Genomic DNA, 15217 nt, shown 5'->3' with positions numbered 1-15217 from the left:
GCGCCCGGCCCGGCCGGTCGGGCGCCCGGGTCACGGCGCCTCGACGCCGGAGATGCGGAACTTGTGCACCTCCGCGCCGAGGATCATCGCCGCCTGCTCCCCGTCCGGGCCGGAGCCGCGGAAGTCGAGCAGTTGCTCGTCGGACTCCCACCGCTCGTAGACGTTGATCCGGCCCGGCTCGACCAGGTCCGCGCTGACCGCGAAGTCCACGCAACCCGGCGCCGAGCGGGCCGCCCGGACGACGTCGGTGCAGGAGGCCAGGTAGGCGTCCCGCTGGGCCGGGTCGACGTAGAGGGTGCCGGCGACGATGAACACGTGACCTCCAAGGGTGAGCCGTCCGCCCATCCTGGCACCCGGGGCGGATCAGGCCCGGCTGATCGCGTTGGCGTGGATCGCCTCGTTCAGGTACGCGGCCAGCCCCGGCCGCATCTTCTCGAAGTAGGCGGTGAACCGCGGGTCGGCCACGTACATGTCCGCCAGCCCGGTGTGGATCTCGTACGAGCACTCGTAGAACCACCGGCTGATGAGCTGCCGGTGCTCCTCGGCCAGCGCCATCGCCTCCGGCGAGTCGGCCGGGGCGCCCGACTCCAGCAGCGCGGTGACCCGCCGCCCCCACTCCTCGTTCTCGGCCTTGTTGCGCAGCCAATCGTCCTTGGAATAGCGGCCGACCCGCTCGGTCGACTGCCGGTACGCCTCCGTGCCGCCCCAGCGGCGCTCCGCCTCCTCGGCGTGCTCGTCCGGGTCGAAGTTCCCGAACACCTCGAACCGCTCCTCCGGGGTGAGCTGAATGTCCAATTTTCTCGCCTCCATCGCGAGTTCGATCGCCACGACCATGTCGCGCAGCTTCCCGATCCGCCCGGTCAGCAGCTCGTGCTGCCGACGCAGGTGCGGCAACGGGTCGCCGCCCGGGTCGTCGAGGATCTCGGCGATCTCCTCCAACGGGAACCCCAGCTCCCGGTAGGCCCGGATCAGCTGCAACCGTTCCAGGTCCGCGTCGTCGTAGCGGCGGTAGCCCGCCGCGGTGCGGCCGCTCGGCGAGAGCAGCCCGATCTCGTCGTAGTGGTGCAGCGTCCGGACCGTGACCCGGGCCGCCCGCGCCACCTGACCCACCGTGTACGCCATGGTTCCCTCCCTTCCGCGACCAAGGCTCCCGCCTGCCGTTGCGTGAGGGTCAAGCCCGATTCTGCGGCCGGCGCGGGCGGGCCGGCGGGAAACGGCGATCGCCCCGGTCTCCCGAGGGGGGTGCGGGAGGCCGGGGCGATCGGGAGCGGGTCAGGCGCTGACCCGCTCCTTCTCGGGGGCGGCGAATGTCTCGCTGGCCGGGGTGCGGAAGGCGTGCACCAGGCCGGCGACCGAGAGCAGCAGGAGCAGCGCGGCGCCGAGGTACATGGCCAGGGCGCCCTGCCCGGCCTTGCGGCCGAACTCGCTGAACCCGTACGAGGTGAGCAGGAGGCCGCGCAGCGTCTCGCCCTTGAACACGGTCTCCCGCTGGGCGCTGACGTCGGCGAGCTGCTTCTGCAGGTCGGCGAGGTTGGCGGCGTTGGCCTGCTCGGCCTGGGTCACCTGCTCGCGCAGCGCGGTCTGCGGCTCGCCCAGGTCGGCGTACGTCCGGCCGCCGCCGATCGACGTCAGGTGCCGGCCGATGTAGTCGTTGGCGTAGCACTCGGCCTGCTTGCCGCTGGTGAGCGGCTGGCCGGCGTACTCGCGCAGGCAGGCCGACTTCTTCTCCTCGTCGCTGAGCCCGTCGGCCGGCGTGAAGCTGATGTGCTGGGCGGCGAGCTGGTCGTGCACGTAGCGGTTGGCGAAGTTGGCGTTCGTCGTCAGGACGACGCCGACGACGAGCAGCAGGACCGCGAGGCCCAGCCCACCGATGCTGAACAACAGGTCGAGCGTCCGTCGCTTCATCTCTGGCTCCTGTATGGATGGTGTCTCCGTTGCTTGCCGACACCATCGTGGCGGTGGAGGGGGCACCGCCGGCAGGGCCGAACCCCCTGTCCGGCCCGGGACCTTCGACCCTGTACCGGCCGGGCCGGTCAGCGGGTCGCGTCGACCGGGGTGAGCGCGTGCAGCAGCTCGGCCAGGGCGACCGGGCGGCCGTATCGCCAGCCCTGGCCGTGCAGGCAGCCGATCGCGGTCACCGCGGCGTGCTGGCTGCCGGTCTCCACGCCCTCGGCGACCACGGCCAGGTCGAACGCGCCGGCCAGCCGGTTGACCATCTCCACCGTGGCGTACGCCCGCGGGTCGTCGGCGTCGAGCCGGGACACGAAGGACCGGTCGATCTTCAGCTCGGTGGCCGGGATCCGGTGCAGGTAGCTCAGCGAGGAGTAGCCGGTGCCGAAGTCGTCGATGGCGATGCCGACCCCGAGGTCGCGGAGCTGGGTCAGCCGGTCGAGCACCGCCTCGCTTCCCTCGATCAGCGCTGACTCGGTGAGTTCCAGGGTGAGCGCGCGGGGTGGCAGGCCGGCCGCGCCGACCGCCTCGGTGACCGTGGCGATCAGGTCGGGCCGGCGCAGGTGGGCGGCGGCGATGTTGACCGCGACGGTCACCTCGGGCGTGTGCTCCCGCCAGGCGGCCGCGGCCCGGCACGCCTCGTGGATCACCCACCGGTCGATGGCGATGATCAGGCCGGTCTCCTCGGCCAGCGGCAGGAACCGCGCCGGGGCGAGCACCCCGAGCCGGGGGTGCCGCCAGCGCACCAGCGCCTCGGCGCTGCGTACCGCGCCGGTGGGCAGGTCGACGATGGGCTGGAACTCCATGAGCAGTTGGCCCTCGTCGACCGCGCGGCGCAGGTCGGCGATCAGCTCGGCCCGGGTCACCGCCGACTCCCGCAGCTGCGGCGTGCAGGTCCGGTACGCGGACTTGCCGGCCGCCTTCGCCGCGTACATGGCGATGTCGGCGTCGCGGAGCAGGTCGGTGTGGGAGGTGTGCTGCGGGCCGTACTCGGCGATGCCGATGCTGGCCGAGGGGTGTACGCCCAGGTCCTCCTCGCCGGGCAGCGGTTCGAGGGCGGCGAGCAGCCGGACGGCGAGCCGCTCGGGCGCCATCGGCCGGTCCCCGGCGACCAGCACGGCGAACTCGTCGCCGCCGAGCCGCGCGATCATGCCGTCGGGGCCGGTCGCGTCGTGCATCCGCTCCGCGATGGTGCTCAGCAGCCGGTCCCCGGCGGCGTGCCCGAAGCGGTCGTTGACCTGCTTGAACCCGTCGAGGTCGAGCAGCAGCACGGCGACCGGGCCGCCGTCGCGCAGGGCCCGGCGCAGCCGGCGGGTGAAGGTCAGCCGGTTGGGTAGGCCGGTGAGCTGGTCGGAGTATGCGAGCCGGCGCAGCCGGGCGACCAGCCGCAGGTTCTCGTTGGCGGCCAGCCCTTGCCGCAGCGCGAGCACGCCGAGCAGCGTCATCATGCCGATGAAGATCAGGTGCGGGGTTTGCCCGGTGGGCCGCCGGGAGAGCACCACGGCGATGATCGCCCCGCCCACCGGCAGGTAGGGCAGGGCGACCCGCCACCAGGGCGGCAGCGGCGACTCGCCGGTCTCCTCCGCTGCCGGGCGGGCGGGTGGCGGCGGGTAGCGGGTGGCGAGGCCGATCAGCAGGTAGCTCAGCGGCCAGCAGACGTCGATGGGGTGGCCGGGGGCGTAGGTGCCGTGCGCGACGAGGGAGACGTAGACGGCGTCGGCGCCGGCCCGGGTGGCGAGGCCGACGCCGATGAGGGTGAGCGCCCGCCACATCGGACGGGCCGGTCCGGCGACCGCCACCAGGATGGTGAGCTGCACCAGGTCGAGCATCGGGTAGAGCAGCCCGGCGGTGCGCAGCGGATCGGTCAGCTCGGCGTCGGCGAGGTCGCGGAACACCACCACCCAGCCGATCGGGATGAGGGCCAGCGCGACGATCACGCCGTCGAGCAGGGTGCGGGCCTGCCCGACCAGGCTGCGCGGGGCGGCCAGGGAGCAGAGCAGCGCGGCGGTGCCGGTGAGGATGCCGGCGGTGAACAGTCCGCCGACCAGCGGGGTGTTCGGCAGGTCGTGTCCGCCGAGCCGTTCGACCGTCCACACCGTCCGGCCGAGCGCCGCGAGGATCATGGTGGCCGCGAGCAGCGCCCAGAACCGGCGCAGCGGGGCCGGGTGCCGCCGGGCCACGCCCGTGCAGGCCGCCGCCGCCCAGCTCGCCATCGCCACCGCGCCGAGGTCGCTGACCAGGGCCCCGCCCGGCAGGCCGGTGACCAGCCAGATCGCTTCCCCGGGTACGGCGAGGGCGGCCGCGACGAGCCCGACACGGCCGGAGAGCGGGCGACGGGCCGGCGCCACGGCGGCGAGGCTCACGTCCTGCTGGGGTACAACGATTCGCTCCGGCTCTCTCCCAGACGGGCACCCTCGACGACGAGGACCGGTTGCGGACGGCGATCGGCGCAAGCCTAGTCAGCCCTCGGGTGCCGCCGCCAGAGCCGATCGGCGTCGGTCACCGCCCCTGCGGCCCGGGGTCTGCCGGGTCACGTCGGCGGTAGAGGGAGACGAGGACGCCGTAGCGGGGCTGGTCCGGGCCGGCCTCGTCGGCCTCGCCGACCAGCGCGTCGAGGGTGGCCCGCAGCCGCTCGGCCTGGGCCGGGGTGAGCCGCAGGTGGCGCAGGTGCAGCAGCGGGTCGGGGTCGCCGGCCAGTTCCTCGGCGACCGCGCCGAACAGCGCGGTGGTGGCGCCGGCGTCGGCGGTCTCGCCGACCAGGCGGCGGAAGGCGCGCTCGTGGTACTGCTCGGTGCCGCCGCGGACCTGGCGGGTGTGCGCGACGCGGACCATGCCGGCCTCGGTGAGCACCTTGAGGTGGTGGGCGACGGTGCCCTTGGCCGCGCCGAGCCCGGTGGCGAGCTGGCTGATGGTGGCCGGCCCGGGCCCGAGCGCGAAGAGCAGCCGGTGCCGGAACGGGTGGGCCAGCGCCTTGAACTGGGCCGGGGTGCGGACCTCCAGCTCGGGTTCGTGGTTCACCGCTAAAGCGTCTAATTCTCTTGACGCTTTGTCAACCGGCCTGCTCTACTCGGAACATGCGTCAGGATGAGATCACCGACATCATCGAGCGGGCCGCGAAGCTGGTCGCCGAGCAGTACGTCTTTCCCGAGGTGGCCGGCCGGATCGCCGCCCACCTCGGCGACCGCCTCCGCGCTGGCGCCTACGCCGACGCGAGCGACGCGGCGGCGCTCGGCGCGCTGGTCACCGCCGACCTGCAGGAGGCCAACGGTGACCTGCACCTGCGGCTCAAGCACCACGAGACCCCCCTTGCCGACATCGCCGACGACCCGGCCGAGGTGCAGTTCGTCCAGCTCGCCGCGCAGACCATGGGTGGCATGGCCCGGGTGGAGCGGCTGCCCGGCAATGTGGGGCTGCTGGAGATCGCGCCCTACCTCTTCCCGCCGCAGCTCGCCGGCGACCTCGCGGTCGCCGCGCTGCGGCTGCTCGCCGGCACCGACGCGCTCCTGCTCGACCTGCGCGGCAACCGGGGCGGCAGCCCCGACATGGTGGCCCTGGTCTGCGGCTGGTTCTTCGCCGAGCCGACCCACCTGCACACCATGCACGAGCGGGCCGGGACCACCCACCAGTACTGGAGCGCCGCCTGGCTGCCCGTGCCCCGCTACGCGCCCGACAAGCCGGTGTTCGTGCTGACCGGCCCCGAGACGTTCTCCGGCGGCGAGGAGCTGGCGTACGACCTCCAGCAGCTCGGCCGGGCCACCGTGGTCGGCGAGCGGACCCGGGGCGGGGCGCACCCGCGGGTCGGGCACCGGCTGCACCCGCACCTGGAGCTGACCGTGCCGGTGGCCCGGCCGGTCAACGCCGTGAGCGGCACCAACTGGGAGGGCTGCGGAGTCGTCCCCGACGTCGAGACGCCGGCCAGGGCGGCGCGCGACGTCGCGTACCGGAGGGCTCTGGAGGCCCTGCTGGCGGCGGACCGCCAGGGGCCGACGGCGGCCGAGGCGCGCGAGGCCCTGGCCACCCTCGGCTGAGCCCGAGGGCTCAGGACCAGTCCTCCGCCGGGTCGGCGTCGACGGACGGGGCCGGGGCGTCGGATGCGGGTGCCGTGGCCGGCGGGCCGCCGTGGGTCCAGGGGGTCTCCTCCGGGGCGGGGAAGCTCCCGGCCGGCAGGAAGCCGTCCGACAGGGTGGTGAGGCAGAGACGCTCCCCCACCTCGGGCACGGTGCCCGGCGGGGCGGTCAGCCCGCGCCCCATCCCGCCGGAGAGCTCCAGGACCACCTCGGTCTTGCCGTCGGCGGCCGGGGTCACGAAGACCACCTTCGCCTTCTGGCCGGGGCGGGCCGGCGAGTAGAGCGTCGCGCCCACCGGCACGAGCACCGGCTCGGTGGTGACCACCTGAATCCGCGGGCGCAGCACCGGCCGCTTGCCGGAGTCGTCCACCCGCTTCGGGTCGGCCAGCGTCACGTCGCCGACGAACGCCTCCCCGGTCAGCCGGTGCTCGGCCATCACCAGCGGGTCGTCGTAGGCGCGCTGCACCGCGTAGGAGGTTAGCGCCCGTTCCAGCCGGTGCAGGCGCACCGCCGCGGCCACCGCACCGTCGCGGCGCGGCTGCGGGCCGCCCCCGCCGTCGACGTGCTCGGCGTGCGCCGTGAAGGCGTCCTTGTCGCCGTCCCAGCGCCCGGCCACCCGCGCGCCGGGCGGCAGCGCCCGGAGCAACCCGACGCCGCGCCACATCAACTCCCAGGTGGGCGTCAGCTGCTCGCGCAGCAGCCCTTCCAGCTCCGCGTACGCCGCCGCGCGCGCAACCTGGTCGTCACCGGCCCGGGTGTACGCCTCGATGGCCGGCGCGAGCCGGTGGTTGTCGAAGTCCGGGTCGGTGGCCGGGCCGGCGGGCGGGCAGCGGGCCGGGTCCTCGGCAAGGGCGGCGGCCTCGGCGCCGGTACGCCCGGGCGGCGGGTCGAGCCAACCCAGCAGCGCCGGCAGGTGCAGGTCCTCCACGGCGCTCTGCCCGGTCGCCCAGTGCAGGGTCAGCGCCTCGGTCAGCGCCACCAGCGCCGCCGAGCCGGGATGCTCGGCGCGCTCGGCGAAGAAGGTCAGCCAGCGGCCGAGCAGCGGCACCGACGGGTGCACCGGATGCTCCCCGTCCGGCCGGCGGAACCGGGTGGAGCGGCCGAACAGCCGCAGGAAGGTGATCCCGGCCGGGTTCGGCACCAGCAACTGCGGGGCGTCGGCGTAGCGGTACCGGACGTCCTTGCCCCGGTCGATCGGCACCGCCTCGCTGACGCCCCGGAACCCGTCGAGGTACGGCAGCACGATCCCGGCCAGCTCGGCCGCGAACGCGAAGCGCTGATCCCGGTTGCGGGGCTGCGGCACGACCAGCAGCCGGGCCTCGTCGGGCGCGGCGCCGACCAGGGCCGCGAGCGGGGCGTTCGCCTCGCCGGCCAGGGCGAGCGGTACCAGCACCAGCGGGCGGTCGGCGAGGTGCAGGTGCCGGACGGTGGCCACCGGCTGGGCCACCCCGGCGGCGACCGCCCGCGCCTGAGCCAGCGCGCGCAGGGTGGTCACCGGGTCCTCCGGGCGGGGTGTCGGGGCGTACTCATGCGGAGAGTCCGGCGAGGGCGTCGGCGCGCAGGCGCGCGGCGGCGCGCAGCAGCGCGGCGGCCTCCGCCTGCTCCGGGTCGGGGGCGCGAACGCCTTCGGCGAGCGCCAGCACCTCGGCCACCTCGGCGACGCCGCCCAGCGCCTCGCGGACCGGCCGGCCCAGCGCGCCGGTGTGGCCGCGCGCCTCGTGCCGACAGAAGTAGGCCAGCTCGCAGGCGGCCAGGCAGTCCGGCGCGTAGCGGGCCGGGACGTCGTGCAGGGCGCCGGCCAGCGTGGCCGGGTCGGCGGTCAGGTCGGCGGTGAACCCGGCCGGCACGGCGGTGAGCAGGTCGTCGATCCGGGCCGTCCGGTCGAGCTGGCGGCGCAGCACCAGCAACTGCTTGCGCACGTCGAGCAGGCTGGCCACCGGCCGGTTGGCGAAGTCGCGCGGGCAGACCAGCACCACCTCGTGCGAGACGAGGTCCGGGTCCTGCCCCTCGGCGGCGAGCAGCTCGCGCAGCGCCAGCACGTAGACGGCGGACTGGATGGCGGCGGCGGCGACCTTGGCCGGGTCGGCCTGGCCGTCGATGATCGGGAAGGACTTGATCTCCACGACGTGGAAGCGGCCGGCGAGCCGGGCGGCCACCAGGTCCGGTTCCAGGTTCACCCGGCGGCCGGCGACGTCCAGGCCGAGCAGCGGATGGTCGAAGAGTGCCGGCCCGTCGCCGGACGCGGTCAGCGCCGCGCGGGACCGCTCCGGCCGGTCCTCGTCGCCGCCCAGGTCGGTCCAGGTGGCGCCGTCCGGCACCGGTACGCCCAGCCGCTCCGCGACCAGGCGCAGCAGCTCCGCCCCGCCGTCGGCCTTCACCTGGGCCTCGAAGGCGTTGCCCCGGGTGATGGCGAAGCGGGACTGGCCGAACCGGGCCGGGAAGCCGATCCGCTCGGCCAGCTTCGGCTTGTCGACCCCGGCGCTGTCCAGCACGGCGCGGCGGGTGCAGCCGGGGTTGCCGGTCAGCGCGGCGATGGTGCGGGCGTTGTGCCTCCGGGGCGGCACGCCACCCCGGATCTCGGCCAGGCGCTGCGCGGTCTCCGTCATGATCCGCCCAGGATAGGCGGTGCGCGCCGCGACGGCCGCTGCCGCGCCCGCCGGTCAGCGGCCGGCCGACCGGTTCCAGGGTGAGCGGGGTGACTGGGCGCCCGCCGTGGGCCGGCTGCGGCGGCGGCGCCGGCGACCGGGCGTGCACGGCGGGCGGGAGACGGTGTGCACCGGCGCGGCCGGTGGGGTGACCGGCTGGCGGCCGATCAGCCAGCAGAGGAAGCGCGCCACGGTCAGCCGACCGGGAGGCGCTCGGCCTCGGCCCGGGAGATCTCGTACTGCGCGCCGCAGAACGTGCACTGCTGCGCGTAGCGGGTGCGCACCGGGATGAGCGGGATGAAGAAGAGGGTGAATTTCGTGGCCCGCCGGGTGATGACCTGGGCGGCCTGGTTGCCGCAGTTGCGGCAGACCTGGGTGACCACGCCGGACCGGTCGACCTTGGTCCGGAGCCCGAAGATGAAGAACATCGCCCGGCATTACCCCGCCGGGCCCCGGAAATCACCACCGAAAAATTCTTGACCCCGCTGTCCGGATGCGCGGCCCCCGTTCGTCAGGGTGGATGAGAGCACGACCGACAGGAGTGAAGCGATGAAGTACATGATGCTCGTCTGCACCGACACCGAGCCCGACCGCGACCCGGGCGCGGCGCCCGACATCGAGAAGTGGGTGGCCGAGCGGGACGCCAACGGTCAGCGACTGACCGGCAGCCGGTTCGCGCCCCCGTCGGCCGCCACCACCGTCCGGGTCCGCGACGGCGAACTGCTGCTCACCGACGGCCCGTTCGCCGAGACCAAGGAGGTGATCGTGGGCTTCGACCTGCTGGAGTGTGCCGACCTGGACGAGGCGGTCGAGGTGGCCCGCGCCCACCCGATGGCGTACGCCGGGCGCATCGAGCTGCGCCCGCTGGTCGAGGACTGATCCGGTTGACTTCCTCCCCCTCTTGAAGGAGGGGGATTCCCACCGGCCTTACGGCCGATCCGGCTTACGCCGGGCGCCTCACGGCGGGGGGTTCCTGTTTCACGGCCGACTGCGGAAGGGAGGGCCCTTGCCGTCTCACGTCAGCTCCACAGGCATCACCGAGGTTGCCCTCGGCTACGGCTCGACCAGCCGCAAGGATGTTCTTCGCCGCGTTCACGTCCCGATCATGGCGGGTGCGGCAGGTGGGGCACGTCCAGTGCCGGGTGGAAAGACCCAGAACGGGGAGCAGATGCCCGCACGCCGAGCAGGTTTTGGAGCTGGGGTACCAGCGGTCGATCACCACGAGGGTGCGGCCAGCACGCTCGGCCTTGTACTCCAGCTGGCGGCGGAACTCGCCCCAGCCGCAGTCGGAGATCGCTTTCGCGAGGCTGCGGTTGCGGAGCATGTTGTTGACCGCGAGGTCTTCGATCACGATCGTGTCGGCGGCCCGGACCAGGTTGGTGCTGGTGCGGTGCAGGAAGTCCACGCGAGCGTTACGGACCTTGCGGTGCGCACGGGCGACCTTCGCCTTGGCCTTGCGCCGGTTCGCGCTGCCGCGCTGACACCGGGCCATGCGCCGCTGGTAGCGAGCAAGGTTACGGGCCCGACGGTCCAGGTGCTGGGGGTTGGCGATGCGCTGCCCATCGCTGGTCACCGCGAAGTCCTTGACGCCAAGGTCGATGCCGATCTTATGCCCGGTCGCGTCAAGCGGTTCGGGCGAGTCGGTGTCGACGGCGAACGTCACGTACCAGCGGCCGTCCGGGTCGCGGGAGATCACGACCATGGTCGGGTTGAGGGTGGCGATGTCGACACCGCCGAACGACCACGCGAACGACAGCGGCCCGTTCGTCTTCGCTACGTGCAGCGCGCCGTCCTTCATCCGGAACGCCGAGCGGGTGTAATGCGCCGACTGGTGAGCGTTGCGGCTCTTGAAGCGCGGGTACCGGGCGCGACCGGCGAAGAAGCTCGCGAACGCGGTGTGCTGGTGCCGCAGGGTCTGTTGCAGCGGCACCGACGACACCTCGGACAGGAACGCCAACTCCGCGGTCTTCTTCCATCCGGTGAGGGCGGCGTCGGTCTGCCTGTACGAGGTCCGCTCGCCCCGCTGGTGGTAGGCGGCGTGGCGTTCGGCGAGGGTCCGGTTCCAGACAAGGCGCACACACCCGAACGTGCGGCTGAACACGGCCGCCTGCTCGGGTGTCGGGTAGGCCCGACACTTGTACGCCGTCCTCATAGGACTGAAGTTACACGATCTGTCCTCCCGTGTAAGAAGGCGGGTTGCGCGTCAAAGGACTTCGTTCTCGAACCGCCCCGGCTCCGCCGGGCCGCTCCTGACGGAGTCCGAATTCCTCCCCGGCCTGAAAGCCGGGACAGCCTTCGGAGGTACAGGTGACCGACGCGGCCGGGGCGGTCGCCGACGCGGGCGCCGAGGCGTACCCGCGGATCGTGGCCGCCCTGATCCGCGTCACCGGCGACTGGACCCTCGCCGAGGACTGCGCCCAGGAGGCCCTGGCGGCGGCGCTGGAGCGCTGGCCCCGCAACGGCGTGCCGGACAACCCGGGCGGGTGGCTCATGACGGCCGCCCGCAACCGGGCCGTGGACGTGCTGCGCCGGGCCAGCGTGGAACGCCGCAAGCTGCGCGACCTGGCGCTGCTCACCGATCATGCACCCGCGCCACCGGAGGGAGACGTGGTCAACGACCGGCTCCGGCTCATCTTCACCTGCTGCCACCCGGCGCTGGCGTTGGAGGCCCGGGTGGCGCTGACCCTGCGCACGGTGGCCGGGGTGCCGACCGCCGACATCGCCCGGGCCTTCCTGGTCACCGAGTCGACCATGACCCGCCGGCTCACCCGGGCCAAGGCCCGGATCGCCGCGGCCGGCGTGCCGTACCGGGTGCCGACCGGGCCCGCGCTGGTCGAGCGCCTGCCGGGCGTGCTGGCCGTGCTCTACCTGCTCTTCACCCGCGGGTACGACGCCGACGGCGAGCCCGCGTTCGCCGCCGAGGCGATCCGGCTGGCCCGGCTGCTGCACACGCTCCTGCCGGACGAACCCGAGGCCGCCGGACTGCTCGCCCTGTTCCTGCTGCACCACTCCCGCCGGGCGGCCCGCCGCGACCCGTCCGGTGACCTGCTCACCCTCGACCAGCAGGATCGCGGCCGGTGGGACCGGGCCGCCATCGCGGAGGGCGTCGCGCTGCTGGACCGGGCCGGCGACGGCCCGTACGCCCTCCAGGCCCGGATCGCCGCCGCGCACGCCACGGCACCGACCGCCGCCGAGACCGACTGGCCGGGCATCGCCGGCTGCTACGACGCGCTGGTCCGGCTCCGCCCGACCCCGGTGGTCCGGCTCAACCGGGCGGTGGCCCACGGGTACGCCCACGGCCCCGCCGCTGGGCTGGCCCTGCTCGCCGAGGCTGGGGCCGGCGGGGCGCTCGACGGCTACCCGCCGGCGGTGGCCGCCGAGGCCGAGTTGACCGCCCGCCTCGGCGACCCGGTACGCGCCGCCGCGCTGTTCCGGGCCGCCGCCGACGCGGTCCGCTCCGATCCGGAACGGCGGGCGTTGCTCCGCCGGGCCGCCGAGCTGTCGCCCTGAGCGCCGTTTCCGGGCGGGCCGGCCGGAGGTCAGGGGCCATCGGCTCAGGCGTTGCTGGGCATCTCCACGGCGAGCCAGATCGGCTGCCAGTCGGCCATCTCGTGGAAGCGGCGCAGCTCGGCGAGCCCGGCCACGCTCCCGCTCCAGGCCGCGTACGGGGGGTTGCCCTCGTCGAAGCCGGACTGCACGAAGGTCAGCTTGGTGCGGCCGTCGGACTCGGCCAGCTCCCAGGTGCTGACCCCGGTCGGTCCCCAGTCGACGGAGAGCGCCCGGCCCGGCGTCAGGTCGACCACCTTGGCCGCGTAGCCCGCGTCGAAGCCGCCCATGGCGTAGCGGCCGCCGACCCAGGGCTCGATGCCGATCGGGAAGCCGAACCAGGCGCTGGCCTGCTCCGAGTCGGTCAGCGAGGTCCACACCTTGTCCGCCGGCGCGTCGATCAGCAGCTCGCCGCGCAGGTCGGCGGAGGTGAAGTCGGTGCGCGGCAGCAGCGGGCGACCCTCCAGGTGCGCGTTGAGGTTGGCGATGGCCAGCGCCCAGAAGGTCTGCAGGACTCCGCGGATGCTGCTGCCGTTCATCGCCTCGGCGAAGCTGAAGTGGCTCTGCCGCAGGGTGAGCACGGTGTTCCCGTCCTCCGGCGTCAGCTCGAACTCGGTGGTGGTCTCCACCCCGTCGAGCGTCCAGCCGAAGCGCAGCGTCCGCTCGTCGGCGTGCAGCAGCCGCTGGTGCGGCGCGTCGCCCTCGGGCGTGTAGCGGCCCCAGAACTCGTAGCGCCGGGGCAGCTCGACCTCGGCGTGCTCGGCCAGCCAGGCGCGCAGCTCGGCGGGGTCGGTCAGCGCGCGGCGCACGGTCTCGGCCGGCGCGGCGAGGCGGGCCCGGACGGTCAGCAGGTCACTCATGGTTGTCGCCCTTCGGGTAGCAGGCCACGGCGAGCTTGAAGGCATCACCCTCGGCGCCGCCGTAGCGCGTGAAAAGGTCCCGCAGCGTCGACTGCAGGTCGTGCAGGAACTCCTGCCGCCGCTCGGCGGGCACCCGGATCTCGCCGGAGACACCGATCGACGGCAACTCGGGGGCGGTGCGGTCCAGCCCGGCGATGTCGGCCTGGACCTCCTCCATGAGGTCGAGCAGGTAGCCCAGGCTCAGCTCGTCCTGCGCCCGGCGGGCCCCGCCGATCCGCCCGACCAGCCGCGGCGAGAGCCAGTAGGACCGGGCGGCGGCCTGGTAGATGCCCTCGCTGATGCCGCGCACCCTCCGCTCGGCGACCTGCTCGGCCAGCCCGGCCGCGACCAACTGCTTGACGTGGTAGTAGACCCGCTGCGGCGTCTGCTCCAGCCGGGCGGCGATCTCGGTGCAGGTGCGGGGCTCGGCGAGTTGCCGCAGCACCTCGATCCGCTGCGGCTTGAGCAGGGCTTCGGCCTGCTCGCGCTCTTCCAGGTACAGGACGTCTCTCATGGCAAAATCAGTTTGTACGTACAAAACTTTTTTGTCAATGGCTTCGACGAAAGGCCGCGCGGTCCGCGCGGCCTTTCGTGCCTACTTGCCCAGGACGACGACGTGGGTCGGTGGCTCCACCTTCACCGGCAGGCCGTAGCCGGACAGCTCGATGACGACCTTGAGGTGGTAAGTGAAGTCCCTGCTCCGGGCCATCCGGGACGTGCGGTCGTAGGCCACCGTGGCGATCCGGTCGTCCGCGCCGACCGTCACCTCGCCCACGAGGCGGTCGGCGATGATGTCCCCGGAGGGATTCGCCACGGAGACCTCGAAGTGGTAGACGCCGTCGGCCTTCTCCGTGACCGTGGCGCCAGCCTGGCGCAACATCCGGAGCAGCCCCGCCGGGCTCGCCGAAGCCCCCATGCCGCCGCCCATCGCCATGTCGTAGTCGAGGTTGTCCTGCTTCTCCTTCTCCCGGCTCCACACGATCTTCCCGTTGTCGGGATCGGCGCCGTCCCGAGCCCCGACGTACCGGACGCCGTTGATCAGGCGCTCGTGCTCGAAGCCCGCCACGATGGCGGGACGCAGCTGTCCCTTGTACGGCGATTCCAGATAGCCCGTGGCCGTCGCCGGATCGAAAGCACCCTTGGTGACCCACCGCTCGCTCACCGGCTCCGGCAGCTCACCCTTCGGCGGGGGCTCGTAGAGCGAGGTGGTGGTGACCTTCACCCGGTAACTGATGTTCTCGCTGGCCGCCGCGGCCGCGGCGAGCCGCAGCTGCGGCGACTGGGGGCTCGCCGCGGGCGCCGGCTTCCCGGCGACCGGCCCGGGCGAGCTGGTGCCGCCGCCGGACGTGCCCGCGCCGACGGTCAGCGCCGCGGTCAGCGCCCCGGCCACCCCGACCACGTACGCGGTCCGGTGCAGAACGGTGCGCCGCCGGTGGCGGCGGGTGGCCGCGCCGAGCACGTCGCGGGTGAGCGTCAGGCCGGCGGCCTGGTCCCGCATCCCGGCCACGAGCTGGTCCTCGAGGTGGGTGGTCATCGGCGTCCTCCGTTCATTCCGGCGCCTTCCAGCGCCCAGTCCGCGGTGAGTTCACGTAGCCGGGTCAGCCCCCGGGAAGCGCTCGACTTGACCGTGCCGACCGAGCAGCCGAGCAGCTCGGCGGCCTCCGCCTCGCTCAACTGCTCCCAGTAGCGGAGCACCAGCACGGCCCGCTGCCGAGGCGGCAGCAGACCCAGCGCCTGGACGAGCGCATGCCTCAGGTGCAGCGCGTCGGTGCCGTCCGGCTGGCCCGGCGGTTCCACCTCGGTCAGCACCTCCGGCCGACGCCGGCGCAGCCGCCACCGGTCCACCGCCAGGTGGTAGAGGGTGCGACGCAGGTAGCCCTCCTTGTCGCCGTGCACCCGGTGCCAGTTCCGCATCAGCCGTTCCAGCGCCGCCTGCACCAGGTCCTCCCCGGCGACCCGGCTACCCGTCAGCAGCACCGCCGTCGCGAGCAGCGCACCGCCGCGCTCCGCGACGAGGGCGTCCAGCCCTTCAAAGCGCTTCTTCCGCCACACCGGATCTCCTTTCGTCGCCACCAAGGACGACGGGTCACGCCCGAAGGTTGACCGGCCG

The 15217-nt window shown here is 73.8% G+C and carries 16 protein-coding genes; 3 read left to right on the top strand and 13 right to left on the bottom strand.

Features of this window, described 5'->3' with window-relative positions:
- Nucleotides 1-30 precede the first annotated feature (30 nt).
- From AC0OLQ_RS06550 to AC0OLQ_RS06530, 5 genes are all read right to left on the bottom strand, one after another.
- A complete protein-coding gene (locus AC0OLQ_RS06550; RefSeq protein ID WP_484530597.1) occupies nt 31-345 on the bottom strand; it encodes a putative quinol monooxygenase in 315 nt (104 codons plus the stop codon).
- Nucleotides 346-363: 18 nt separating this feature from the next.
- Nucleotides 364-1122, bottom strand: coding sequence for a MerR family transcriptional regulator (locus AC0OLQ_RS06545; RefSeq protein WP_484530596.1), 759 nt, complete (start codon nt 1120-1122; stop codon nt 364-366).
- A gap of 150 nt (nt 1123-1272) precedes the next feature.
- On the bottom strand, nt 1273-1905 hold the full coding sequence (locus tag AC0OLQ_RS06540; protein WP_484530595.1) for a hypothetical protein: 633 nt from the start codon (nt 1903-1905) through the stop codon (nt 1273-1275).
- A 128-nt stretch (nt 1906-2033) separates the two neighbouring features.
- Nucleotides 2034-4313, bottom strand: coding sequence for a putative bifunctional diguanylate cyclase/phosphodiesterase (locus tag AC0OLQ_RS06535; protein ID WP_484530594.1), 2280 nt, complete (start codon nt 4311-4313; stop codon nt 2034-2036).
- Nucleotides 4314-4449: 136 nt separating this feature from the next.
- The gene (locus AC0OLQ_RS06530; protein ID WP_484530593.1) at nt 4450-4968 is read right to left on the bottom strand and encodes an ArsR/SmtB family transcription factor; all 519 of its coding nucleotides are present in this window, start codon (nt 4966-4968) and stop codon (nt 4450-4452) included.
- A 56-nt stretch (nt 4969-5024) separates the two neighbouring features.
- Between AC0OLQ_RS06530 and AC0OLQ_RS06525 the strand changes: the two genes are divergently transcribed.
- Nucleotides 5025-5978, top strand: a complete 954-nt coding sequence (locus tag AC0OLQ_RS06525; RefSeq protein ID WP_484530592.1) for a S41 family peptidase — start codon at nt 5025-5027, stop codon at nt 5976-5978.
- A 10-nt stretch (nt 5979-5988) separates the two neighbouring features.
- Here AC0OLQ_RS06525 and AC0OLQ_RS06520 read toward each other — a convergent pair whose 3' ends face one another.
- The 3 genes from AC0OLQ_RS06520 to AC0OLQ_RS06510 form a co-directional block, all read right to left on the bottom strand.
- The gene (locus AC0OLQ_RS06520; protein WP_484530591.1) at nt 5989-7512 is read right to left on the bottom strand and encodes a hypothetical protein; all 1524 of its coding nucleotides are present in this window, start codon (nt 7510-7512) and stop codon (nt 5989-5991) included.
- Between the two features lie 31 nt (nt 7513-7543).
- Nucleotides 7544-8623, bottom strand: coding sequence for a hypothetical protein (locus tag AC0OLQ_RS06515; RefSeq protein WP_484530590.1), 1080 nt, complete (start codon nt 8621-8623; stop codon nt 7544-7546).
- A 233-nt stretch (nt 8624-8856) separates the two neighbouring features.
- On the bottom strand, nt 8857-9090 hold the full coding sequence (locus AC0OLQ_RS06510; RefSeq protein ID WP_189194225.1) for a zinc-ribbon domain-containing protein: 234 nt from the start codon (nt 9088-9090) through the stop codon (nt 8857-8859).
- 121 nt (nt 9091-9211) lie between these two features.
- Here AC0OLQ_RS06510 and AC0OLQ_RS06505 point away from each other — a divergent pair, with 121 nt between their 5' ends.
- Nucleotides 9212-9541: a YciI family protein gene (locus AC0OLQ_RS06505; protein WP_107077788.1), complete on the top strand. Its 330-nt coding sequence runs from the start codon at nt 9212-9214 to the stop codon at nt 9539-9541.
- A gap of 64 nt (nt 9542-9605) precedes the next feature.
- Here AC0OLQ_RS06505 and AC0OLQ_RS06500 read toward each other — a convergent pair whose 3' ends face one another.
- Entirely contained in the window at nt 9606-10814 is a 1209-nt protein-coding gene (locus AC0OLQ_RS06500; RefSeq protein WP_484530589.1) for an RNA-guided endonuclease InsQ/TnpB family protein, read from the bottom strand.
- A 155-nt stretch (nt 10815-10969) separates the two neighbouring features.
- Here AC0OLQ_RS06500 and AC0OLQ_RS06495 point away from each other — a divergent pair, with 155 nt between their 5' ends.
- Nucleotides 10970-12172 (top strand): RNA polymerase sigma factor, encoded by a 1203-nt coding sequence (locus AC0OLQ_RS06495; protein WP_484530588.1) that lies wholly within the window; start codon nt 10970-10972, stop codon nt 12170-12172.
- Nucleotides 12173-12216: 44 nt separating this feature from the next.
- Here AC0OLQ_RS06495 and AC0OLQ_RS06490 read toward each other — a convergent pair whose 3' ends face one another.
- The 4 genes from AC0OLQ_RS06490 to AC0OLQ_RS06475 form a co-directional block, all read right to left on the bottom strand.
- Nucleotides 12217-13068, bottom strand: a complete 852-nt coding sequence (locus AC0OLQ_RS06490; RefSeq protein WP_484530587.1) for an SRPBCC domain-containing protein — start codon at nt 13066-13068, stop codon at nt 12217-12219.
- Nucleotides 13061-13621 carry a winged helix-turn-helix domain-containing protein gene (locus tag AC0OLQ_RS06485; protein ID WP_254332216.1) on the bottom strand — a complete coding sequence of 187 codons (561 nt, stop codon included), beginning with the start codon at nt 13619-13621 and terminating at the stop codon, nt 13061-13063. Before AC0OLQ_RS06485 ends, AC0OLQ_RS06490 begins: the two co-directional genes overlap by 8 nt.
- Before the next feature lie 81 nt (nt 13622-13702).
- Complete coding sequence (locus tag AC0OLQ_RS06480) at nt 13703-14641, bottom strand: hypothetical protein (protein WP_484530586.1); 939 nt, start codon at nt 14639-14641, stop codon at nt 13703-13705.
- The gene (locus AC0OLQ_RS06475; protein WP_484530585.1) at nt 14638-15159 is read right to left on the bottom strand and encodes a SigE family RNA polymerase sigma factor; all 522 of its coding nucleotides are present in this window, start codon (nt 15157-15159) and stop codon (nt 14638-14640) included. The genes AC0OLQ_RS06480 and AC0OLQ_RS06475 overlap by 4 nt, the downstream gene beginning before the upstream one ends.
- Nucleotides 15160-15217: the final 58 nt, after the last annotated feature.

The organism is Micromonospora sp. Utrum1 (genome assembly GCF_057197805.1).
The sequence above is the reverse complement of the archived record's forward strand: the minus strand, read 5'-3'. Positions and strand labels throughout refer to the sequence as shown.

Excerpts from the sequence above, each read along its gene's own strand:
- AC0OLQ_RS06525 (WP_484530592.1), top strand. The coding sequence starts at position 5,025 with ATGCGTCAGGATGAGATCACCGACATCATCGAGCGGGCCGCGAAGCTG.
- AC0OLQ_RS06515 (WP_484530590.1), bottom strand. The coding sequence starts at position 8,623 with ATGACGGAGACCGCGCAGCGCCTGGCCGAGATCCGGGGTGGCGTGCCG.
- AC0OLQ_RS06490 (WP_484530587.1), bottom strand. The coding sequence starts at position 13,068 with ATGAGTGACCTGCTGACCGTCCGGGCCCGCCTCGCCGCGCCGGCCGAG.
- AC0OLQ_RS06500 (WP_484530589.1), bottom strand. The coding sequence starts at position 10,814 with ATGAGGACGGCGTACAAGTGTCGGGCCTACCCGACACCCGAGCAGGCG.
- AC0OLQ_RS06545 (WP_484530596.1), bottom strand. The coding sequence starts at position 1,122 with ATGGCGTACACGGTGGGTCAGGTGGCGCGGGCGGCCCGGGTCACGGTC.
- AC0OLQ_RS06540 (WP_484530595.1), bottom strand. The coding sequence starts at position 1,905 with ATGAAGCGACGGACGCTCGACCTGTTGTTCAGCATCGGTGGGCTGGGC.
- AC0OLQ_RS06485 (WP_254332216.1), bottom strand. The coding sequence starts at position 13,621 with ATGAGAGACGTCCTGTACCTGGAAGAGCGCGAGCAGGCCGAAGCCCTG.
- AC0OLQ_RS06505 (WP_107077788.1), top strand. The coding sequence starts at position 9,212 with ATGAAGTACATGATGCTCGTCTGCACCGACACCGAGCCCGACCGCGAC.
- AC0OLQ_RS06480 (WP_484530586.1), bottom strand. The coding sequence starts at position 14,641 with ATGACCACCCACCTCGAGGACCAGCTCGTGGCCGGGATGCGGGACCAG.
- AC0OLQ_RS06510 (WP_189194225.1), bottom strand. The coding sequence starts at position 9,090 with ATGTTCTTCATCTTCGGGCTCCGGACCAAGGTCGACCGGTCCGGCGTG.
- AC0OLQ_RS06550 (WP_484530597.1), bottom strand. The coding sequence starts at position 345 with ATGGGCGGACGGCTCACCCTTGGAGGTCACGTGTTCATCGTCGCCGGC.